Here is a 15,133-nt window from a genome sequence, read left to right on the forward strand (position 1 = left end):
AATGGAAATTTTTAAAACTGCTTTTTTAATGGTTGCTTTAATGCTGATTTTTATCGCTGTTGGCGGATATATTGGAGGTGAGCATGGCATGATGATCGCCTTTTTGATGGCAGCTGGCATGAATATCTTTTCTTACTTTTTCAGCGACAAACTCGTGCTAAAAAGATATAACGCTATCCCAGTTGATGAGAGTAACGCTCACGGGCTTTATGAGATCGTATCTCGCCTCACACAAAAGGCAAATTTGCCTATACCAAAAATTTACATCATACCAGAAGAGGTACCAAACGCCTTTGCCACAGGCCGTAACCCAAGCCACGCAGCTGTCGCGGTAACCGAGGGGCTTTTAAAAATTTTAAATGAAAACGAGATCGAGGGCGTGCTAGCTCACGAGCTAAGCCACGTAAGGCATTACGACATCCTAACTGGCTCAATCGCTGCCATACTAGCTGGCGCTATCGCAATGCTTGCAAATTTTGCTAAGATTGGTGGTATTGCTGGGCAGAGTGGCGGTTCAAGAAGAGGTGGCGGTAATGCCATCGTTATGCTAGCACTTGCTATACTCATGCCAATAGCTGCCACAATCATACAAATGGCGATCTCAAGGGAGCGCGAGTATAAGGCAGACAAGGGCGCAGCTTATCTAACAGGACACCCAGAGTGGCTTGCAAGTGCCTTAAGAAAGCTTGAGAGCTACTCAAATTCTTACATTATGCAAAACGCAAGCGAGCAAAGTGCTCATATGTTTATCGTAAATCCATTTGGCTCGCTAACTAACAAGCTTGGCGTACTTTTTAGAACGCATCCAAGCACTAGCGATAGGATCGCTGAGCTTGAAAGACTTGAACAAGAGATAAAAAGAGGCATGTAGAAAATTTAGTTCTAGTAAAATTTGGGCTAAATTTCTTCTTTTTACCATCTTTTTTGGCTTTAAATTTATAAATTTACAAAAATTTTAAATTTCATGAGTGAGTAATTTAGGCTCTGATTTTAGTAGCAAACTTTTCGAAGCTTAAAATCAGTAGTCGATTCTTATGAGTAAATGGAATTTTAAATTTTGCAAAAAAATCAAATTTACAACCAAAAACTGAAATTTAGCCCCAGGTTTCACTGCAATTTCTTGCAGTCGCGATCTTCTATAGTGTACTCAAAAATAAGCTCTCCATTTTCTGAATAGAAAAGCTCGTCCAAGGCAACACCGATACTTAGCATATTTAAGATCTCTTTATCTTTGCAAGCAGTTCGTAAATTTTCCTTTTTGATAGCTTCGATAAATTCTAAAAGCTCTTTTTCCTCAAGTCTTTTGATCTCTTGTTTTCTTGCGTATTTGATGGCATATCTATAAATGAGCGTATCGCCGACATTTAAGATATCATTAAGTGTCAATGTTGGCGTGCAGATAAATGGAAGCTTTTTTTTGTAGTAAGTTGCATGATTTTTCGCTGCCATATCTGGCGTAAGAGCCAGGGCAAGCGAGTAAAAAAACAGTAAAAAAATGACTACTCGCAACTGCTTTTATCCAAATTTATATCAAAAAAATGCCTACCCTCAAAGCCGTAACTACCACTTAGCGTGATGCCACGATTTAGCACAGCTCTAGCCATACCTGAGTTGCAAAGCGCCTCTTTTCCGTTTTTATAAAACTCATCTTTTAAAGCTAAAATTTGAGCTTTGTTGTAGCCTTTTATCCTCTTTGTCTTGGTCTCGTTTAAAACAAACTCGCCATGTATGTTTAGCCCGCTGCTACTCACATCTTTTAGCGTAATCATCTCATCGACTCTGCTTGGCAAATTTGGCTTTGCAGTTTGGACGACAAAAGCTGGGATCTGCTTAGTATCAAGCTGATTTAATATCTGCTCATAAATTTTAAACTCACTCTCTTGCACACCAAAAGCAAGGCTAGCAAAAGCTAATAAAACGATCTTTTTCACATATTACCTTTATATAAATTTCCTAGTGATGTTTGGCGAGAGCTTTACTAAAATGTCATAACTTATCGTATTAAAAAATTTCGCCCAAATATTTGCATCCTCAAAGACACAGACCCACTCGCCGCTATCTTTACAACTAAAGCTATCCATAGAAATTTTGCCTAGTATTGGCTCGTTATTGGCAAGTCTTAGCTCGCCACATCCATTGTATCTTAGCAATCCATCGCCATATCCAAGATCATAAGTGGCTACATTTATATCTTCTTTTGTACTAAATTTAGCGCCATATCCAACACTTTGACCACTTTTTAAAATACGCTTGCTAACTCTTTTTGCCCATAGTGAAAGTACTGGCTTTAAGTCCAAACTATCACCAAACTGAGTATATCCATACTGAGCGATGCCAACGCGCACCATATCATCATCGATTTTACTTGCTCTTTCAAGCGCAGCTGAATTGTGAGAGTGAAAGATCGGTTTTTTTATACCAAACTCATCGCAAAGAGCTAAAATTTTCTCTTTTGCAGCCCTAAAATTTTCCCTTTGCACAAAATAATCAGCATTTAGCTCATCACTTGCACGAAAATGCGTATAAGCTCCAAGAAGCTCCAAATTCCTTCTTGTTAAAATTTCAAAGGCGTAATCAAGCTCACTTATATCAAGCCCATTTCTATGCATACCAGTGTCAATTGCAAGGTTGATTTTTGAGCCATCTTTTATCTTTAAAAGCGCCTCTATATCATTTATCGCATAGATAAATTTACTACTTTCATTTCCGGTTGGGATATGTGAGAGAATGAGAATATTTTCAAATATGTCAGAAATTTCATCTGCCTCAAACTCACTTTTTACAGCACAAATTTCTATGCCAAATTTTTTAGCTTCACTAGCAATAAGCCTTACGCCATGGCCATAAGCATTGTCTTTTAATACAACTATTACTTTCTCTTTGCCGCCAGCTTTGGCACAAATTTGAGTGAGGTTATGAATATATGAAGCTTTACTTAGACGTATTTCAGACATTAAAATTCACATTAAAAGCAGTATAGACATCCGGTAAAAGTTTTCTTACGTTGTAATCAAATGTATAAAATTTAGCGTAAATTTCTTTCAGATCAGCCTCTTTTACTTTGCTGAAATCAAAAACATCAGTACCATTTTTCTTTGGAACCTGACGGTCAAGCTCAGCAAAAAAAGCAGCTCTTGCCTCTAAAATTTTTTCGATTTTTTCTTTTACTTCTTGAGATTTTTCCACTTTTACTCCTCTATAAAAATTTTCATATCATCGTTATAAAGCTTCACATAAAGTGTCTTTTGACCAGCAAATTTATGTGTATCTGAAACATAATCTTCATAAAAACTCACACGAAAAAGCCTATCATTTTTAAGATTTGGATAAGGCGTGATGAGAAAATTTGAAAAAGAAATGCGTTTTTTCTCTTTTTTAGAAAAAATAGCTCTTTTCATACTTTTAAATTTTTCCAAGCTCATACCATCGTATCGCTCAAAGTTCTTATCGTAAAATTTAAGATAGTTTTCAATGTCGCTCTCACTCCATGTCTTTTTCCAACCCAAAAGTCCAGAAATGATCACTGCAATATCTTTTGCGCTAGCTTCTGGACGCTTATCTTCGTAGATAAATGCAAGTGTTTTTTTGTGATCCACTACATCATCAAATTTCATCAAAGTATCATTTTGCATAGCCACGCAGCCTTTTGTTTTTAGCTCGTCTGTCCTTTGACCATCAAGCGGATAGCCATGTATCCAAATGCCACCACCATTTCGTTTTGCAAGTTTGTCAAGCAAATTTGGATACGAAAGCGAAAATGCAAGTGGGCCAAGATATCTATCATTTGGCGTAAATCTACGTGTAAGCTGATACACTCCAATCGGTGTTTTTAGATCGCCTTCAAGAAGCTTATCACCATTTTTGCCAACTATAACGCTTGAGCTAAAAAGCTTTTTTGTAATGCCGCCATTATAAGAGATCACTTCAAGCTTCTTTTTAGTTTTATCAACTACACTTAGAAGTATCTCGTTGTCATAATATCCATATCTTACATCCTTGCCCTCAAGCTTTTTTAGCCAGTAATCCTTACTTAAAATATTTTTTTCGATGGCATCGATAACAGCAGCAGAGCCATTTTTTAAGTAAATTTCTTCGTAATTTTGGGCAAAAAGACAAGGCGATAACGCGATGAAGAAAAATATAATTTTTTTCAAGTGAAATATCCCAAAAAGTAAAATTTAGTCCGTAATTATATCCTAAAAAATTTATATTTTTAGATTTTAAAGGTAAATTAAGTAGTTCTAAATGTATAATGTGAAAACCATTATTAATTTTATCACAAAGGAAAAATATGAAAAAAATCGTTTTTGGTGCGATGCTTGCAGCTTCTGCTCTTATGGCGGCTGATATCAGCCTAGAAAATGTTAGAGCTAGAGATACAAAACCTGGCACAAACAATAGTGCAATTTTTATGGATATAAAAAATGCTTCAAATTCTGATGTAAAGCTTATTGGTGCTCACTCAAGCGTTTGCAAAAGTACAGAAATTCATACACACAAAATGAATGATGGCATGATGGCTATGGTTCAAATCGAAGATGCAGTGATCCCAAAAAATGGTGAAACAAAACTAGCTCCTGGCGGTTTACACATTATGCTTATGGATCTAAATAAACCATTAAAAGATGGTGATAAAGTTGATTTAGAGCTAAAATTTAGCAATGGCGAGAGCATAAAGCTTGATAATATTGGAGTAACTAAAAACTTTAAATAATGAAAAAAATCATAATTATTTTTTCATTTATCTTTATTGTTCTAGGTGCTTTTTCGATAGGCTATAAGCTTATGACAACAAGCAAAGAAGATCCACCTGAATTTGCCGATGTAAACACATCGTTAGATCCTTTAAAATGTGATCTAAACAATAAATCTTGTGAGATGGAATTTAAAGGCGTAAAGCTAAAAATAGACATCTCACCAAGACCTATTTATGCCATGAGGCCTTTTAGCTTTAAAATCATTAACGGTAAAAATTTAGGGCTAAAAAACCCTAGTCTTGAGATAGACGGCATAAATATGAATATGGGATCGATCAAAGCAAGACTTGAGCCAAGAGGCGATAACTTAACTGCTCAAGTAGTGCTAAGTGCTTGTGTTGTCGAGCTTATGAGATATCGATTTAAAGTGCTTGATGACGAAAAAGAAACTGGTTTTTTTGTAGATCTTGATCTAAAATTATAGAGGGTAACGATGAAAAAGGCATTTTGGGGCTTAATAATAATCTTAATTTGTATAGGTGTTGCACTTTTGCTAATAAAACCAAACAAGTATGATTTTAAGGCACTTTCACAAAATGGTGAAGTAAGTCTTAAAAATTACGACGGAAAGTACAAAGTTATATATTTTGGTTATCTTTTTTGCCCCGATGTCTGCCCTACTGCACTCTCTTTGATTGGCGATGAACTAAATAAACTAAAAAGAGATGACTTTGAACTACTTTTTATTACGCTTGATCCTGAACGCGATACTCCTGAAAATTTAACTCTAATGGCAAAAAATTTCTACAAAGATGCCGATGGATTAAAACTAAATGCCTTAAAAGAAGTGGCAAAAACCTATGGTGTAAAATTTCAAAAAGTCCGTCTTGAAAACTCAGCCATGGGCTACTCTGTTGCTCATAGCTCTTCAATATATTTAATAGACAAAAAAGGAAATTTTTATAAAGAAATTTCAAATCTAACAAATGAAAACATTGGAGAAAATTTATTAAATTTGATTAAAGATAGGCCTTAGGCTATAAATTTAGTAAGCCAAAACTGGCCTACTAAAATTCTTTATGCAAGCATCATCTCAAGATCTTCTAAACTAAAATTTAATTCACTTGCTATACTTTTGATTTTAATGCTTGCTGAGTGATTTTTCACCAAAAATCTAAATTAATCCTTGAACATAAATTTAATCTAAAAGCCAAACAAAGTTGATTAAATATAAGCAGTACTAGCAACAAATTTATTAAGAAGATCTATATGAAGGATAGGCTTTTGTACTATAAATTTTTAATTATGATGCAAAAGCCAGAAATTTAGTTTTACTATTTCACTCTATGATGCACGCTGCCGCCATAAGTAATATCCTCTGCCTTTACCTCATCACTTGTTAAAATTTCACTTACCTTGCCATTTTCTTCTAGCTTTTTTCTATTTTCTTCGGCATCTTCTTGATAGCTGTAAACCATCGCAACGCTCACTACTCCACTGATAGCTTCTATCTTTTTAAAATTTTTTATCTCATCTTCAATACTATCTGAGCTAACTACCACTACGATTCTATCGTCTGCGTCGGTTATTATTTCACACTCTTTTAGCTTTTTTATTTCGTTTTTTACACTTTCATTTTTATTGTCCGTATAAACTATCAAACTTGAAATATTCATTTAATTCTCCAAAATAAAATTTTATTCTCATAGGCTGAAGTTACGACTTCGTTATCGCTTATAAAAACTATGCTATTTATCGTACTTTGTCCAGTTTTTAGTATTGCGATATTTTCTAAGCTTTTGCTATCAACTAAATTTACATCGCTCATCTCATCACTCATATAAGCTGCCACTCTACCATCATCGCTAAGGCCGACACCATAGACCAAAAAGCCAGTATTTATCTTTTTTAGGCTTCCAGCTGAAAATATCCCCACTATCCTGTCGGTGCCTCCGCTGATCATGACTCCATTTTTATATGAGATGTCGTAGATATTGTCTGTATGAATGTCTAAAATTTGATCCATTTTTTTAGCTTTTATATTATAAAAGTAGACCTTCCCACTCTCGCAAGCGATAGCTAGCCTGCTTCTATCTTCATTTATCTCCATATCTGAGAGCATTGCAATTGAAATTTTAAAGCTGTCATAAATTTCACCACTTTTTAAGTTCAAAAAGTAAATTTCATTGCTGATTGAAGCAAGCGCAACATGCTCATCATCTAAAAATAATGCCTTTTTTGTCGCTTGATTTGGTATTTTTATGCTTCTCATCTGTCCATTTTCTCTTATATAAAGCACCTTTGTAGCATAGTCACCCTCGCTTAGGATGAGTATCTTGCCGTTTAACTCATCAACGTTTAGAATTTTTGGTCTTTCGTGATCACTAACGTAGGTTTTTATATCATCCATCTTAATGATCTCTTCAAATTTAGACTCTTTAGGATCATAAATTTCAACCGTCCCTCCATCAGTCGCGATAAAGAGTTTGCCATTTATTAGCGTTGTGCTTAGTACATTTGCACTAGCCTCTATTTGCTTATATGGAGTGGTGATCTCACTTGCAAAGATAAAATTTAATAGACAAAAAATAAAAAACAAAGCTCTCATAAGGCCTCCATTTGAAGTGAATTTTTAAAGCAAACATCAAAGCACTCGCCACAACTTAGGCAGTTTTGATTAACAATAGGACGAAAAACGCCAAGAAATTCGACTGCTTTAAATTTGCAAGCATCAAGGCAGTTGTAGCAGATTGTATCGTTCCATGCTAGACAGCTAGAAACATCGATGCTAACTTTTGCATTTATACTCTTTGGTGAGTTTAAGCTTAATGTCTTCTTACCAAGACTCTCGCAAGCCTTTGCGCACTCTTCGCAAAAGTCACAGCCCAGCTTTTTAACTTTAAAAACTACCCTTTCATTTTCAAAGCTAAGAAGCTCTTTTTCACAAGCATTTACGCAGCTAGCATCGCATCTATCGCAGTCAAACTCTCCGCTAAAAAAAGGCGGAGTTATAAATTTGGGAGCAGATTTTGCCCCCAAAATTTTACTAAAAAGCTCTCGCCTGCTTTGCATTATTTAACACCATCGTTTAAAACATCTAGTAAGTTTGACTTATGAGTGCCATTTTTATCTCTAAAATCAGGCTTAAATTTATTACCAACAAGCTGCGTTACGCCGTTTTGTTGCTCAACGTGGCATGTTGTGCAGTTATATCTTTCATCATCAAGCTTGCCTGCAAGATCTTTTTTGTTTCTGATATCATAAAAGTGAGATGATGGTATCGGTGTTGCTCCACTATCTTTTGCAAACTCAGGCATATGGCAGGTTACGCACATATTCATATCTTTTGTGATAGGCACTAAACCCTCAGTATCGTGTGGGATAAATGGTGGTGCATTTTCAAAAGACCTATCAAATTTCTTTGACATACCAGCTGGCTCTTTTGTGTAGTTCACATCTTTTAATACAACGTCTTTATCGTCTAGCAAATCGATATTTCTAAAGCCGATTTGCGAATCACTAATACTTGGATTACTAAAAGTACATGCCGCAAAAAACGCAGCGCACAATCCTCCAAGCATCATTATTTTTATTTTCATTTTTCTCTCCTTAAATTTCTAATACTAAATTTCAAAGCCCCGTCTCCACAAACATCAATGCACCTGCCACAGCTTATGCACTCGCTTGAGCTTACCGAGCGGCTCTCTTTACCGATCATGTCAAGCACTTGCATCTCTGGGCAAATAAGCTTGCATTTCATACATTTTGTGCAAGCCTGGGCATCATGTTTTACTCTAATTAGGGCAAATTTTGAGATGATGGCGTAAAAGGCACCAAGTGGACAAACATGCGAGCAAATACCACGCTTTAACACAAACATATCAAAAGCAATGATCGCAACCGCTATGCCTAAAGCACTAGCTGAGCCGTAAATAATGCCACGCTGAATAATGCCAATATAACTAATGCTCTCAAATACTGGATAAGATAAAGTAAGACTTAATATAAGAGCAAGAGCCAGCAAGTAATAACGTAAATTTTTACTCACGTTTAAGACCTTCTCGCCCTTAAAACCAAATTTCTCTCTTAGTTTAAAAGCAATATCAGTTAGCAAATTTATCGGGCATATCCACGAACAAAACGCTCTTGGAGCAACCAGTGCATAAAATGCAAAGATAATGCCAGCTCCAATAATTGCATTTATGCCAGCGCTAAAGCTCGCAAGTAAAATTTGAACCAAAGCAAATGGATCGCTTAGTGGAATTTTTCCAAAAAGCAAAGATGAGCTTAAATTTCCGCTAAGTATCTTAACTCCATAAAAATTTCCTAGGACAAATAGTGCTAGGATAGAAATTTGAGTTATTCGTCTTAAGATTAAAAATTTCATAGCTCACCACCATTTAGATAATCAGTCGCTTTTTTAATGTCAAGCTTTATTTTGCTGTCTGCATCGTCTATGCGTCTTTCATCTTCTTTTATCCAGCCTTTGACGTAGTTATCGCCTACTTTGCCAAGTACGGCGTCACGGTTTAGCACAGTAATGGCTGCTTTTTTAGTGATACAGGCTCGCTCGCATAGGCCACATCCGGTGCAGATGTCGCTATCGACCACTGGAAGCAAAAACGCATGCTTTTGCGTCCTTTCGTTGCGGCGATACTCAAGATACAAGGCCTTATCTATGAGCGGACAGGATCTGTAGCAAGCATCGCACTGTATGCCCCAGTATGCCACGCAGTTTTTCATATCGACCACTGCGACGCCCATTTTGGCCTTATTTATGTCAAGCTTGCCTTTTGTGCTTACTAAATTTACGTCCAAAGCTCCAGTCGGACAGGCTGGCACACAAGGGATATTTTCACACATATAGCAAGGAATTTTTCTAGGCTCAAAATAAGGCGTTCCAATGCTTATGCCATCTTCTAGCGATGAGAGCTTTAGCGTATCAAATGGACAAGCCTCTACGCAAAGCCCGCACCTAATGCAGCTTTGTAAAAATTGCTTCTCTTCTTTTGCACCAGGAGGCCTAAGAAGCATAAGTGGCGAAGCCTTGGCACTAAGCGACCAAACAAAGCCTCCGCCAAGAGCCAAAAGCGCTACTTTTGCTCCAAATTTTAAAGCCTCTCGCCTACTTGAAAATCCCATATCGCTCACCTATGCTTTGTAAATTTTAACCGCACACTTTTTATAATCAGTCTCTTTTGAGATTGGGCAAGTAGCGTCAAGACATACTTTGTTTATATATACGTTTTCGTCAAAGAAAGGCACATAAACAAGCCCTACTGGCGGCTTATTTCTACCTTTTAGATCTACTCTTGCTTTTACCTTGCCACGGCGTGATTCGACCCAGACAATCTCGTTTTGCATTACGCCAAGATTTTTAGCATCATCTTCGTGCATATAGCAAAGCGCCTCTGGAACCGCTCTATAAAGCTCAGGAACACGCATAGTCATCGTACCTGTATGCCAGTGCTCTAGCACACGGCCAGTACATAGCCAGAATGGATAATCTTTGCTTGGCATCTCGCATGGATCCATATAAGGGCGGAAGAAAATTTTTGCTTTATTTGCAAGAGATGTTTTATCTTTATTTGTAACGCCTTTTAGATCACCTGTTGGAAGTGCTGCATTTTTGTTGCCGTAGAATGCAAATTTCTCATTTGGAGCAGCTTTTTTAGCGTATGGGTCAAATTTAGTATTAAATCTCCACTGAGTCTCTTTGCCATCAACTACTGGCCATCTAAGACCTCTTACTCTGTGGTAGGTGTCAAAATCTGCTAGGTCGTGGCCGTGTCCAACGCCAAATTTTCTATACTCTTCCCAAAGATATTTGTGGATGAAAAATCCATATCCTTTAAATTCTTTGCCATCTGAGCCGATCACCTTTCTGCTATCGCCAAATACTTCTGTATTGTCGTAGTTTTCTATGATCGGATCGTTTGCACTAAATTTCTTAGCCTCTTCGTTAGCGAAAAGTACATCAAATAGCGTATCTTCTTCGCTGTATCCCATAGCTTTTGCCTCTTCAAGCACATTTGGAAGTGTAACTTTGTCATTTACTTTTTTCTCACCCCAAACATCTTTTAGCTTAAAGCGCTTGCTAAATTCCATCATTTGCCAAATATCAGGCATCGCTTCACCAACTGGAAGCACTTGCTGTCTCCAGTGCTGTGTTCTTCTCTCGGCATTACCGTATGCGCCCCATTTTTCATAGATCATCGCAGTTGGGAGGATAAGGTCAGCAACTTTTGCAGAAATTCCTGGATAAGGATCGCTTACGACGATAAAGTTATCCATCTCACGAGCTGCTTTTATCCAGTGGTTTGCGTTTGCAGTATTTTGCCACGGATTATTTACTTGAACCCAGATAAATTTAACCTTACCATCTTCAAGATCACGCATCATTTTTACGTAGTGAGAAGCGAGCACACCACTTAGTGTTCCAGCAGGAAGTTTCCAAATTTTTTCAGTTATCTCTCTATGTTTTGGATTCTCAATAACCATGTCAGCTGGTAAGCGGTGAACAAATGTTCCAACCTCTCTTGCAGTACCACACGCACTTGGTTGGCCAGTTAGAGAAAACGCTCCTGAGCCTGGAAGTGCTTGTTTGCCGAGCAAAAAGTGAACCATATAAGCTTGCTCATTTACCCATGTACCACGTTGGTGTTGGTTAAAGCCCATAGTCCAGAAACTTACGACTTTGCGGTTTTTCTCTATATAAAGATCAGCAAGTGCTTTTAATTTTTTCTTAAATTCTTCTATATCTTCGTTTGGATCGCCCTTTGCCACCTTTGCTGTAAAGTCAAGCGTGTAAGGATCAAGAGCTTTTTTAAACTCTTCAAATGTTATTTGCCAATGTGCGCCAGATTTTGCAGCATTTTTATTTTCTAGCGTATCGCCGGCTTTTAGTCCAAGATATGCAAGTGTAACGCCCTCAGCTTCACTTAGCACCTTTGACTTCTCAGTAGCAGCAGTGTCTAGCTCGCTTGGAGCATATTTTTTATGATTAATGTCTGGACGAAGACCATATCCGATATCGGCTGGACCAGTTGTAAATACACAGTGTTTTTTAACAAATTCTTCATCGATCATCTCTGGGTGGTTATAAACTATCTCACGAGCGATGTAGTTCCAAATAGCAAGGTCAGATGACGGAGCAAAAATGATCTCGATATCGGCCAAATTTGATGTTCTAGTTGAGTAGGTGCTTAAATTTACAACCTTTACTCTATCAGGATCGCTAAGCTTTCTATCGCTTACGCGTGCCCAAAGGATCGGGTGCATCTCAGCCATATTTGCACCCCAAGCTACGATAGTATCAGTTAGTTCGATATCATCAAAACAGCCTGATGGCTCGTCTATACCAAAAACTTGCATAAAGCCAACAACCGCGCTTGCCATGCAGTGTCTTGCGTTTGGATCGATGCTATTGCTTCTAAAGCCACCTTTTATAAGCTTAACAGCAGCGTAACCTTCTGGAATAGTATATTGACCAGAGCCTAGAACTCCGATGCCGTGAGGACCTAGTTCATCATATGCTTTTCTAAACTGAGCCTCCATAACATCAAATGCTTGCTTCCAGCTTACTTGCTTAAATTTACCTTTTTTATCAAATTCGCCTTTTTCATTTACACGCAAAAGCGGATGAGTGATCCTATCCTCGCCGTACATGATCTTAGCATTAAAATAGCCTTTAATGCAGTTTAGACCGCGATTTACTGGTGCTTCTGGATCTCCTTTTACAGCTACTATCTTGCCCTCTTTTGTAGCGACCATGATACCACAGCCTGTTCCACAAAACCTACAAGCTGCCTTATCCCAGCGCCAGCCTTTTTCGGCTTCGCTTGCTGCACTTAGCGAGCTTGGTACGGCTATACCAGCACTAGCACAAGCAGCACTAGCCGCAGCACTTTTTATGAATTCTCGTCGATTCATTCTTTCTCCTTTAAAGATTAAAACAAATTGAGTTGATATTAACCTTGTAAAACTTATTTACAACTTATTTACATTTACAAAAATTTCAAAAAACTTAAGCCAAAAATGTAAATATTTTTCTACATAAAAATATTAATTTTCTCACAAAGCACGATTTTAAAAGAAAATACTATTTAATAAAATTTAAAAATTTTAGAGTTGTTATCAAAAAAGCTAAAGAAAACAAAGTAAAATTGTTTTTGAATATTTGAGTAAAAAAGTAACATAAAATATCATTAAAAATTTTTATATCTTTACCGAAATAGCAATAATTGTAAGGATAAATTCCAATAGACTTCACTACTTTGCAGCAAACATAATCTATAAAAATTTAACTAGTAATATCACTATAAAGCTATAAAAATTAGATAATTTTTAAAAATTTTATTATATTTATAAAACAAAAAACAATTTTAAGATTAGAGATAGAATAGAGTTATTTTCATCCTCAAATTTTGAGGATGAAATATTAATGAATTTTTAAGTATCAAGCCATAAAGTTAAAATTTATTCTTTTTAACATCGGCTACTATCATCTTAGCCATTTCATCGATTTGGGCAGTGATTTCATTCGTTGAGCTCACGATATCAACATTTTGCTTTGTAATGCTATCAATCTGGCTTACACTTTGATTTATCATATTTATGCCTTCGCTTTGCTCTCTGATGCTCTCACTCATCTCATTGATGCTTTGAGTAAGTATATTTGCATTAGTTTCGATCTCACCAAGTGATTTTTGAGTTCGTTCAGCTAGTTTTCTAACTTCATCTGCGACCACAGCAAAGCCTCGTCCATGCTCACCAGCACGCGCCGCTTCGATAGCTGCGTTTAGAGCAAGTAAATTTGTTTGATCGGCTATATCTCTAATAATAACGATGATGTTTTTAATCTCTTCAGATTGTTTTATAACATCTACAGTCTTTTGACTAATTGCGCTCATTGAGCTACTCATTTGCTCGATCGCAGCAGCACTTTCTTGGAGAGAATTTGCTTGTGTGCTAGCACCTTGAGTTACTTGCTTCATTGATGCATCTAAATTTTTAGCTTTTTCTTCTAAGAATTGTGCTTGTTTTAAGTTAAACGCAAGCATATTAGCTATCTCTTCGCCAAGCTCATTTGTTACTAGTTCGACATTGCCTTTGGCATCCAAAATTCTTGAAGTAAAATCAGAATTTCTAAAATCATTAAAAGTTTTTTGGATCATATTTAAATCGCTACCGACTCTTTTTTCCAAAACATCTAGCATTTTATTTAAGACATCTTTTAATTCAATTAGTTTTGGATTAGCTGGAACATCTACTATTCTTGCTTTTAAATTTCCATTTTCTATCGCCTTTGCAGTTTCAACAGATTGAGATACCACTCTAGAGTCTTGATCGGCATTGTCAAAAATTTTAGCAATATTATCATTTATTAGTTTGCTCATTACGCCAAATTCATCTTTTGTTGCCACCTTTGAAACAACTGGCTCTTTTATCTCAAAATTTAAAAATCTAAAGAAACTAACCAAAGCATCTGTAATAGTTTTAATAGGATTAAGCGATCTTTTTAGCAAGAAATACACAAACGCAGACAAGACAACTATAAATATAAAGGCTAAAATAATTTGAACTTTTAAAATAGGTAAAGTATGCGAGCTAAAGATATTTTGATCCATTGCTGTTATTGCCAACCAACCTTTATCATTTATCTCTAACATATAGGCATAGACATCTTCGCCTTTTGTATTTTTATATGCTATTAATCCATTTTCATCAAATTTCTTTTCATTATATTGTTTTATTAGACTCTTTGCGATCTCATGAGGTTTGCCGACTAATTCTTTATTTGGGTGCATTATAATGTTGCCATTTTGATCTGCAACAAAAGCATAGCTGTATTCAGTCTTACTAATTTGCGATATATTATTGCTCAACTCCTCAATAGATGCATCTATACCCGTAACTCCAATATTTTTAATAGGTGCAGCAAAAGTTATAACCATCGCATTTAATGAAGCTGCCATATATGGATCAGTATATATTGGTTTATTCTCGGCTTTAACTTGTTTATACCATCCTCTAACTCTTGGATCGTATCCAGCTTTATTTTGCCCATTTGATCTAAACATAGCCCCATCCTCATATCCAGCATAAACAAGAGTGATCTCTTTTCCAGATATAGCTTTTGCTTGAGATAAAGCTAAATTTATACCATCAGCATTCATCGAGCCATCACTTTTCTCGCTTATCTTACTAAGAGTCTCAGCCATTTTCTCTATAGCATACTGATTATTGGTAAAAAAGCTATTTAGTGTGATTTTCACATCTTTTAAAATTTGCTTTTGAGTTTGTATTACTAACTCAATGGCTTTATCATGAGCTGTATTGTAGCTGGCTAAAGATATTAGTGAGAATGATATGAATAATGCCAGTATGAGCATTAAAGATATTTTGTTTGCAATCGAGCGCATTTACTTTCCTTT

General features: G+C 36.4%; 17 protein-coding genes and 1 pseudogene. 4 read left to right on the top strand and 14 right to left on the bottom strand.

Going from position 1 to position 15,133, the window contains the following annotated elements; translation table 11 throughout:
• The first annotated feature begins 1 nt into the window (after nt 1).
• Nucleotides 2-871 carry a zinc metalloprotease HtpX gene (gene htpX, locus A3854_RS00365; protein ID WP_084040720.1) on the top strand — a complete coding sequence of 290 codons (870 nt, stop codon included), beginning with the start codon at nt 2-4 and terminating at the stop codon, nt 869-871.
• Nucleotides 872-1,107: 236 nt separating this feature from the next.
• Here the strand turns inward: htpX and A3854_RS00370 are convergent, their stop codons facing one another.
• From A3854_RS00370 to A3854_RS00390, 5 genes are read right to left on the bottom strand one after another with little or no spacing between them, the layout of a single operon-like run.
• Entirely contained in the window at nt 1,108-1,509 is a 402-nt protein-coding gene (locus tag A3854_RS00370) for a flagellar protein FlaH (protein WP_084040722.1), read from the bottom strand.
• Complete coding sequence (locus tag A3854_RS00375) at nt 1,500-1,931, bottom strand: peptide deformylase (RefSeq protein WP_084040724.1); 432 nt, start codon at nt 1,929-1,931, stop codon at nt 1,500-1,502. Before A3854_RS00375 ends, A3854_RS00370 begins: the two co-directional genes overlap by 10 nt.
• Nucleotides 1,932-1,940: 9 nt before the next feature.
• Complete coding sequence (locus A3854_RS00380) at nt 1,941-2,954, bottom strand: alanine racemase (protein WP_084040726.1); 1,014 nt, start codon at nt 2,952-2,954, stop codon at nt 1,941-1,943.
• Nucleotides 2,947-3,186, bottom strand: a complete 240-nt coding sequence (cmeU, locus tag A3854_RS00385; RefSeq protein ID WP_084040728.1) for a CmeU family protein — start codon at nt 3,184-3,186, stop codon at nt 2,947-2,949. Before cmeU ends, A3854_RS00380 begins: the two co-directional genes overlap by 8 nt.
• A gap of 2 nt (nt 3,187-3,188) precedes the next feature.
• Nucleotides 3,189-4,154 (bottom strand): L,D-transpeptidase family protein, encoded by a 966-nt coding sequence (locus A3854_RS00390; protein ID WP_084040730.1) that lies wholly within the window; start codon nt 4,152-4,154, stop codon nt 3,189-3,191.
• 137 nt (nt 4,155-4,291) lie between these two features.
• Here A3854_RS00390 and A3854_RS00395 point away from each other — a divergent pair, with 137 nt between their 5' ends.
• From A3854_RS00395 to A3854_RS00405, 3 genes are read left to right on the top strand one after another with little or no spacing between them, the layout of a single operon-like run.
• A complete protein-coding gene (locus tag A3854_RS00395; protein WP_072594846.1) occupies nt 4,292-4,714 on the top strand; it encodes a copper chaperone PCu(A)C in 423 nt (140 codons plus the stop codon).
• Entirely contained in the window at nt 4,714-5,181 is a 468-nt protein-coding gene (locus A3854_RS00400; RefSeq protein ID WP_035167203.1) for a hypothetical protein, read from the top strand. Before A3854_RS00395 ends, A3854_RS00400 begins: the two co-directional genes overlap by 1 nt.
• Nucleotides 5,182-5,190: 9 nt before the next feature.
• Nucleotides 5,191-5,733 (top strand): SCO family protein, encoded by a 543-nt coding sequence (locus A3854_RS00405; RefSeq protein ID WP_054196383.1) that lies wholly within the window; start codon nt 5,191-5,193, stop codon nt 5,731-5,733.
• Between the two features lie 298 nt (nt 5,734-6,031).
• Here A3854_RS00405 and A3854_RS00410 read toward each other — a convergent pair whose 3' ends face one another.
• The 9 genes and pseudogenes from A3854_RS00410 to A3854_RS09950 form a co-directional block, all read right to left on the bottom strand.
• Nucleotides 6,032-6,373, bottom strand: coding sequence for a chaperone NapD (locus A3854_RS00410; protein WP_084040732.1), 342 nt, complete (start codon nt 6,371-6,373; stop codon nt 6,032-6,034).
• Nucleotides 6,370-7,305 (bottom strand): WD40 repeat domain-containing protein, encoded by a 936-nt coding sequence (locus A3854_RS00415; RefSeq protein ID WP_084040734.1) that lies wholly within the window; start codon nt 7,303-7,305, stop codon nt 6,370-6,372. Before A3854_RS00415 ends, A3854_RS00410 begins: the two co-directional genes overlap by 4 nt.
• A complete protein-coding gene (locus tag A3854_RS00420) occupies nt 7,302-7,769 on the bottom strand; it encodes a 4Fe-4S ferredoxin (protein WP_084040736.1) in 468 nt (155 codons plus the stop codon). Before A3854_RS00420 ends, A3854_RS00415 begins: the two co-directional genes overlap by 4 nt.
• Nucleotides 7,769-8,296, bottom strand: a complete 528-nt coding sequence (locus A3854_RS00425; protein ID WP_084040738.1) for a nitrate reductase cytochrome c-type subunit — start codon at nt 8,294-8,296, stop codon at nt 7,769-7,771. The genes A3854_RS00420 and A3854_RS00425 overlap by 1 nt, the downstream gene beginning before the upstream one ends.
• A complete protein-coding gene (gene napH, locus A3854_RS00430; RefSeq protein ID WP_084040740.1) occupies nt 8,293-9,084 on the bottom strand; it encodes a quinol dehydrogenase ferredoxin subunit NapH in 792 nt (263 codons plus the stop codon). Before napH ends, A3854_RS00425 begins: the two co-directional genes overlap by 4 nt.
• Nucleotides 9,081-9,839: a ferredoxin-type protein NapG gene (napG, locus tag A3854_RS00435; protein WP_107709516.1), complete on the bottom strand. Its 759-nt coding sequence runs from the start codon at nt 9,837-9,839 to the stop codon at nt 9,081-9,083. The genes napH and napG overlap by 4 nt, the downstream gene beginning before the upstream one ends.
• A gap of 9 nt (nt 9,840-9,848) precedes the next feature.
• A complete protein-coding gene (gene napA / locus A3854_RS00440) occupies nt 9,849-12,629 on the bottom strand; it encodes a nitrate reductase catalytic subunit NapA (protein WP_084040744.1) in 2,781 nt (926 codons plus the stop codon).
• A 539-nt stretch (nt 12,630-13,168) separates the two neighbouring features.
• On the bottom strand, nt 13,169-14,368 hold the full coding sequence (locus A3854_RS09945; RefSeq protein ID WP_374057388.1) for a methyl-accepting chemotaxis protein: 1,200 nt from the start codon (nt 14,366-14,368) through the stop codon (nt 13,169-13,171).
• Nucleotides 14,351-15,121: pseudogene (locus A3854_RS09950) on the bottom strand (cache domain-containing protein); the annotation flags it as partial. The gene A3854_RS09945 and the pseudogene A3854_RS09950, both read right to left, overlap by 18 nt.
• Nucleotides 15,122-15,133 lie beyond the last annotated feature (12 nt).

The organism is Campylobacter concisus (genome assembly GCF_002092845.1).
Classification (GTDB): domain Bacteria; phylum Campylobacterota; class Campylobacteria; order Campylobacterales; family Campylobacteraceae; genus Campylobacter_A; species Campylobacter_A concisus_AQ.

Bases quoted from the DNA above. Each gene is read 5' to 3' on its own strand.
- napH (WP_084040740.1), bottom strand. From the start codon at position 9,084: ATGAAATTTTTAATCTTAAGACGAATAACTCAAATTTCTATCCTAGCA.
- napA (WP_084040744.1), bottom strand. From the start codon at position 12,629: ATGAATCGACGAGAATTCATAAAAAGTGCTGCGGCTAGTGCTGCTTGT.
- A3854_RS00400 (WP_035167203.1), top strand. From the start codon at position 4,714: ATGAAAAAAATCATAATTATTTTTTCATTTATCTTTATTGTTCTAGGT.
- A3854_RS00405 (WP_054196383.1), top strand. From the start codon at position 5,191: ATGAAAAAGGCATTTTGGGGCTTAATAATAATCTTAATTTGTATAGGT.
- A3854_RS00380 (WP_084040726.1), bottom strand. From the start codon at position 2,954: ATGTCTGAAATACGTCTAAGTAAAGCTTCATATATTCATAACCTCACT.
- A3854_RS09945 (WP_374057388.1), bottom strand. From the start codon at position 14,368: ATGTTAGAGATAAATGATAAAGGTTGGTTGGCAATAACAGCAATGGAT.
- A3854_RS00425 (WP_084040738.1), bottom strand. From the start codon at position 8,296: ATGAAAATAAAAATAATGATGCTTGGAGGATTGTGCGCTGCGTTTTTT.
- htpX (WP_084040720.1), top strand. From the start codon at position 2: ATGGAAATTTTTAAAACTGCTTTTTTAATGGTTGCTTTAATGCTGATT.
- A3854_RS00415 (WP_084040734.1), bottom strand. From the start codon at position 7,305: ATGAGAGCTTTGTTTTTTATTTTTTGTCTATTAAATTTTATCTTTGCA.
- A3854_RS00410 (WP_084040732.1), bottom strand. From the start codon at position 6,373: ATGAATATTTCAAGTTTGATAGTTTATACGGACAATAAAAATGAAAGT.
- A3854_RS00395 (WP_072594846.1), top strand. From the start codon at position 4,292: ATGAAAAAAATCGTTTTTGGTGCGATGCTTGCAGCTTCTGCTCTTATG.
- napG (WP_107709516.1), bottom strand. From the start codon at position 9,839: ATGGGATTTTCAAGTAGGCGAGAGGCTTTAAAATTTGGAGCAAAAGTA.
- A3854_RS00420 (WP_084040736.1), bottom strand. From the start codon at position 7,769: ATGCAAAGCAGGCGAGAGCTTTTTAGTAAAATTTTGGGGGCAAAATCT.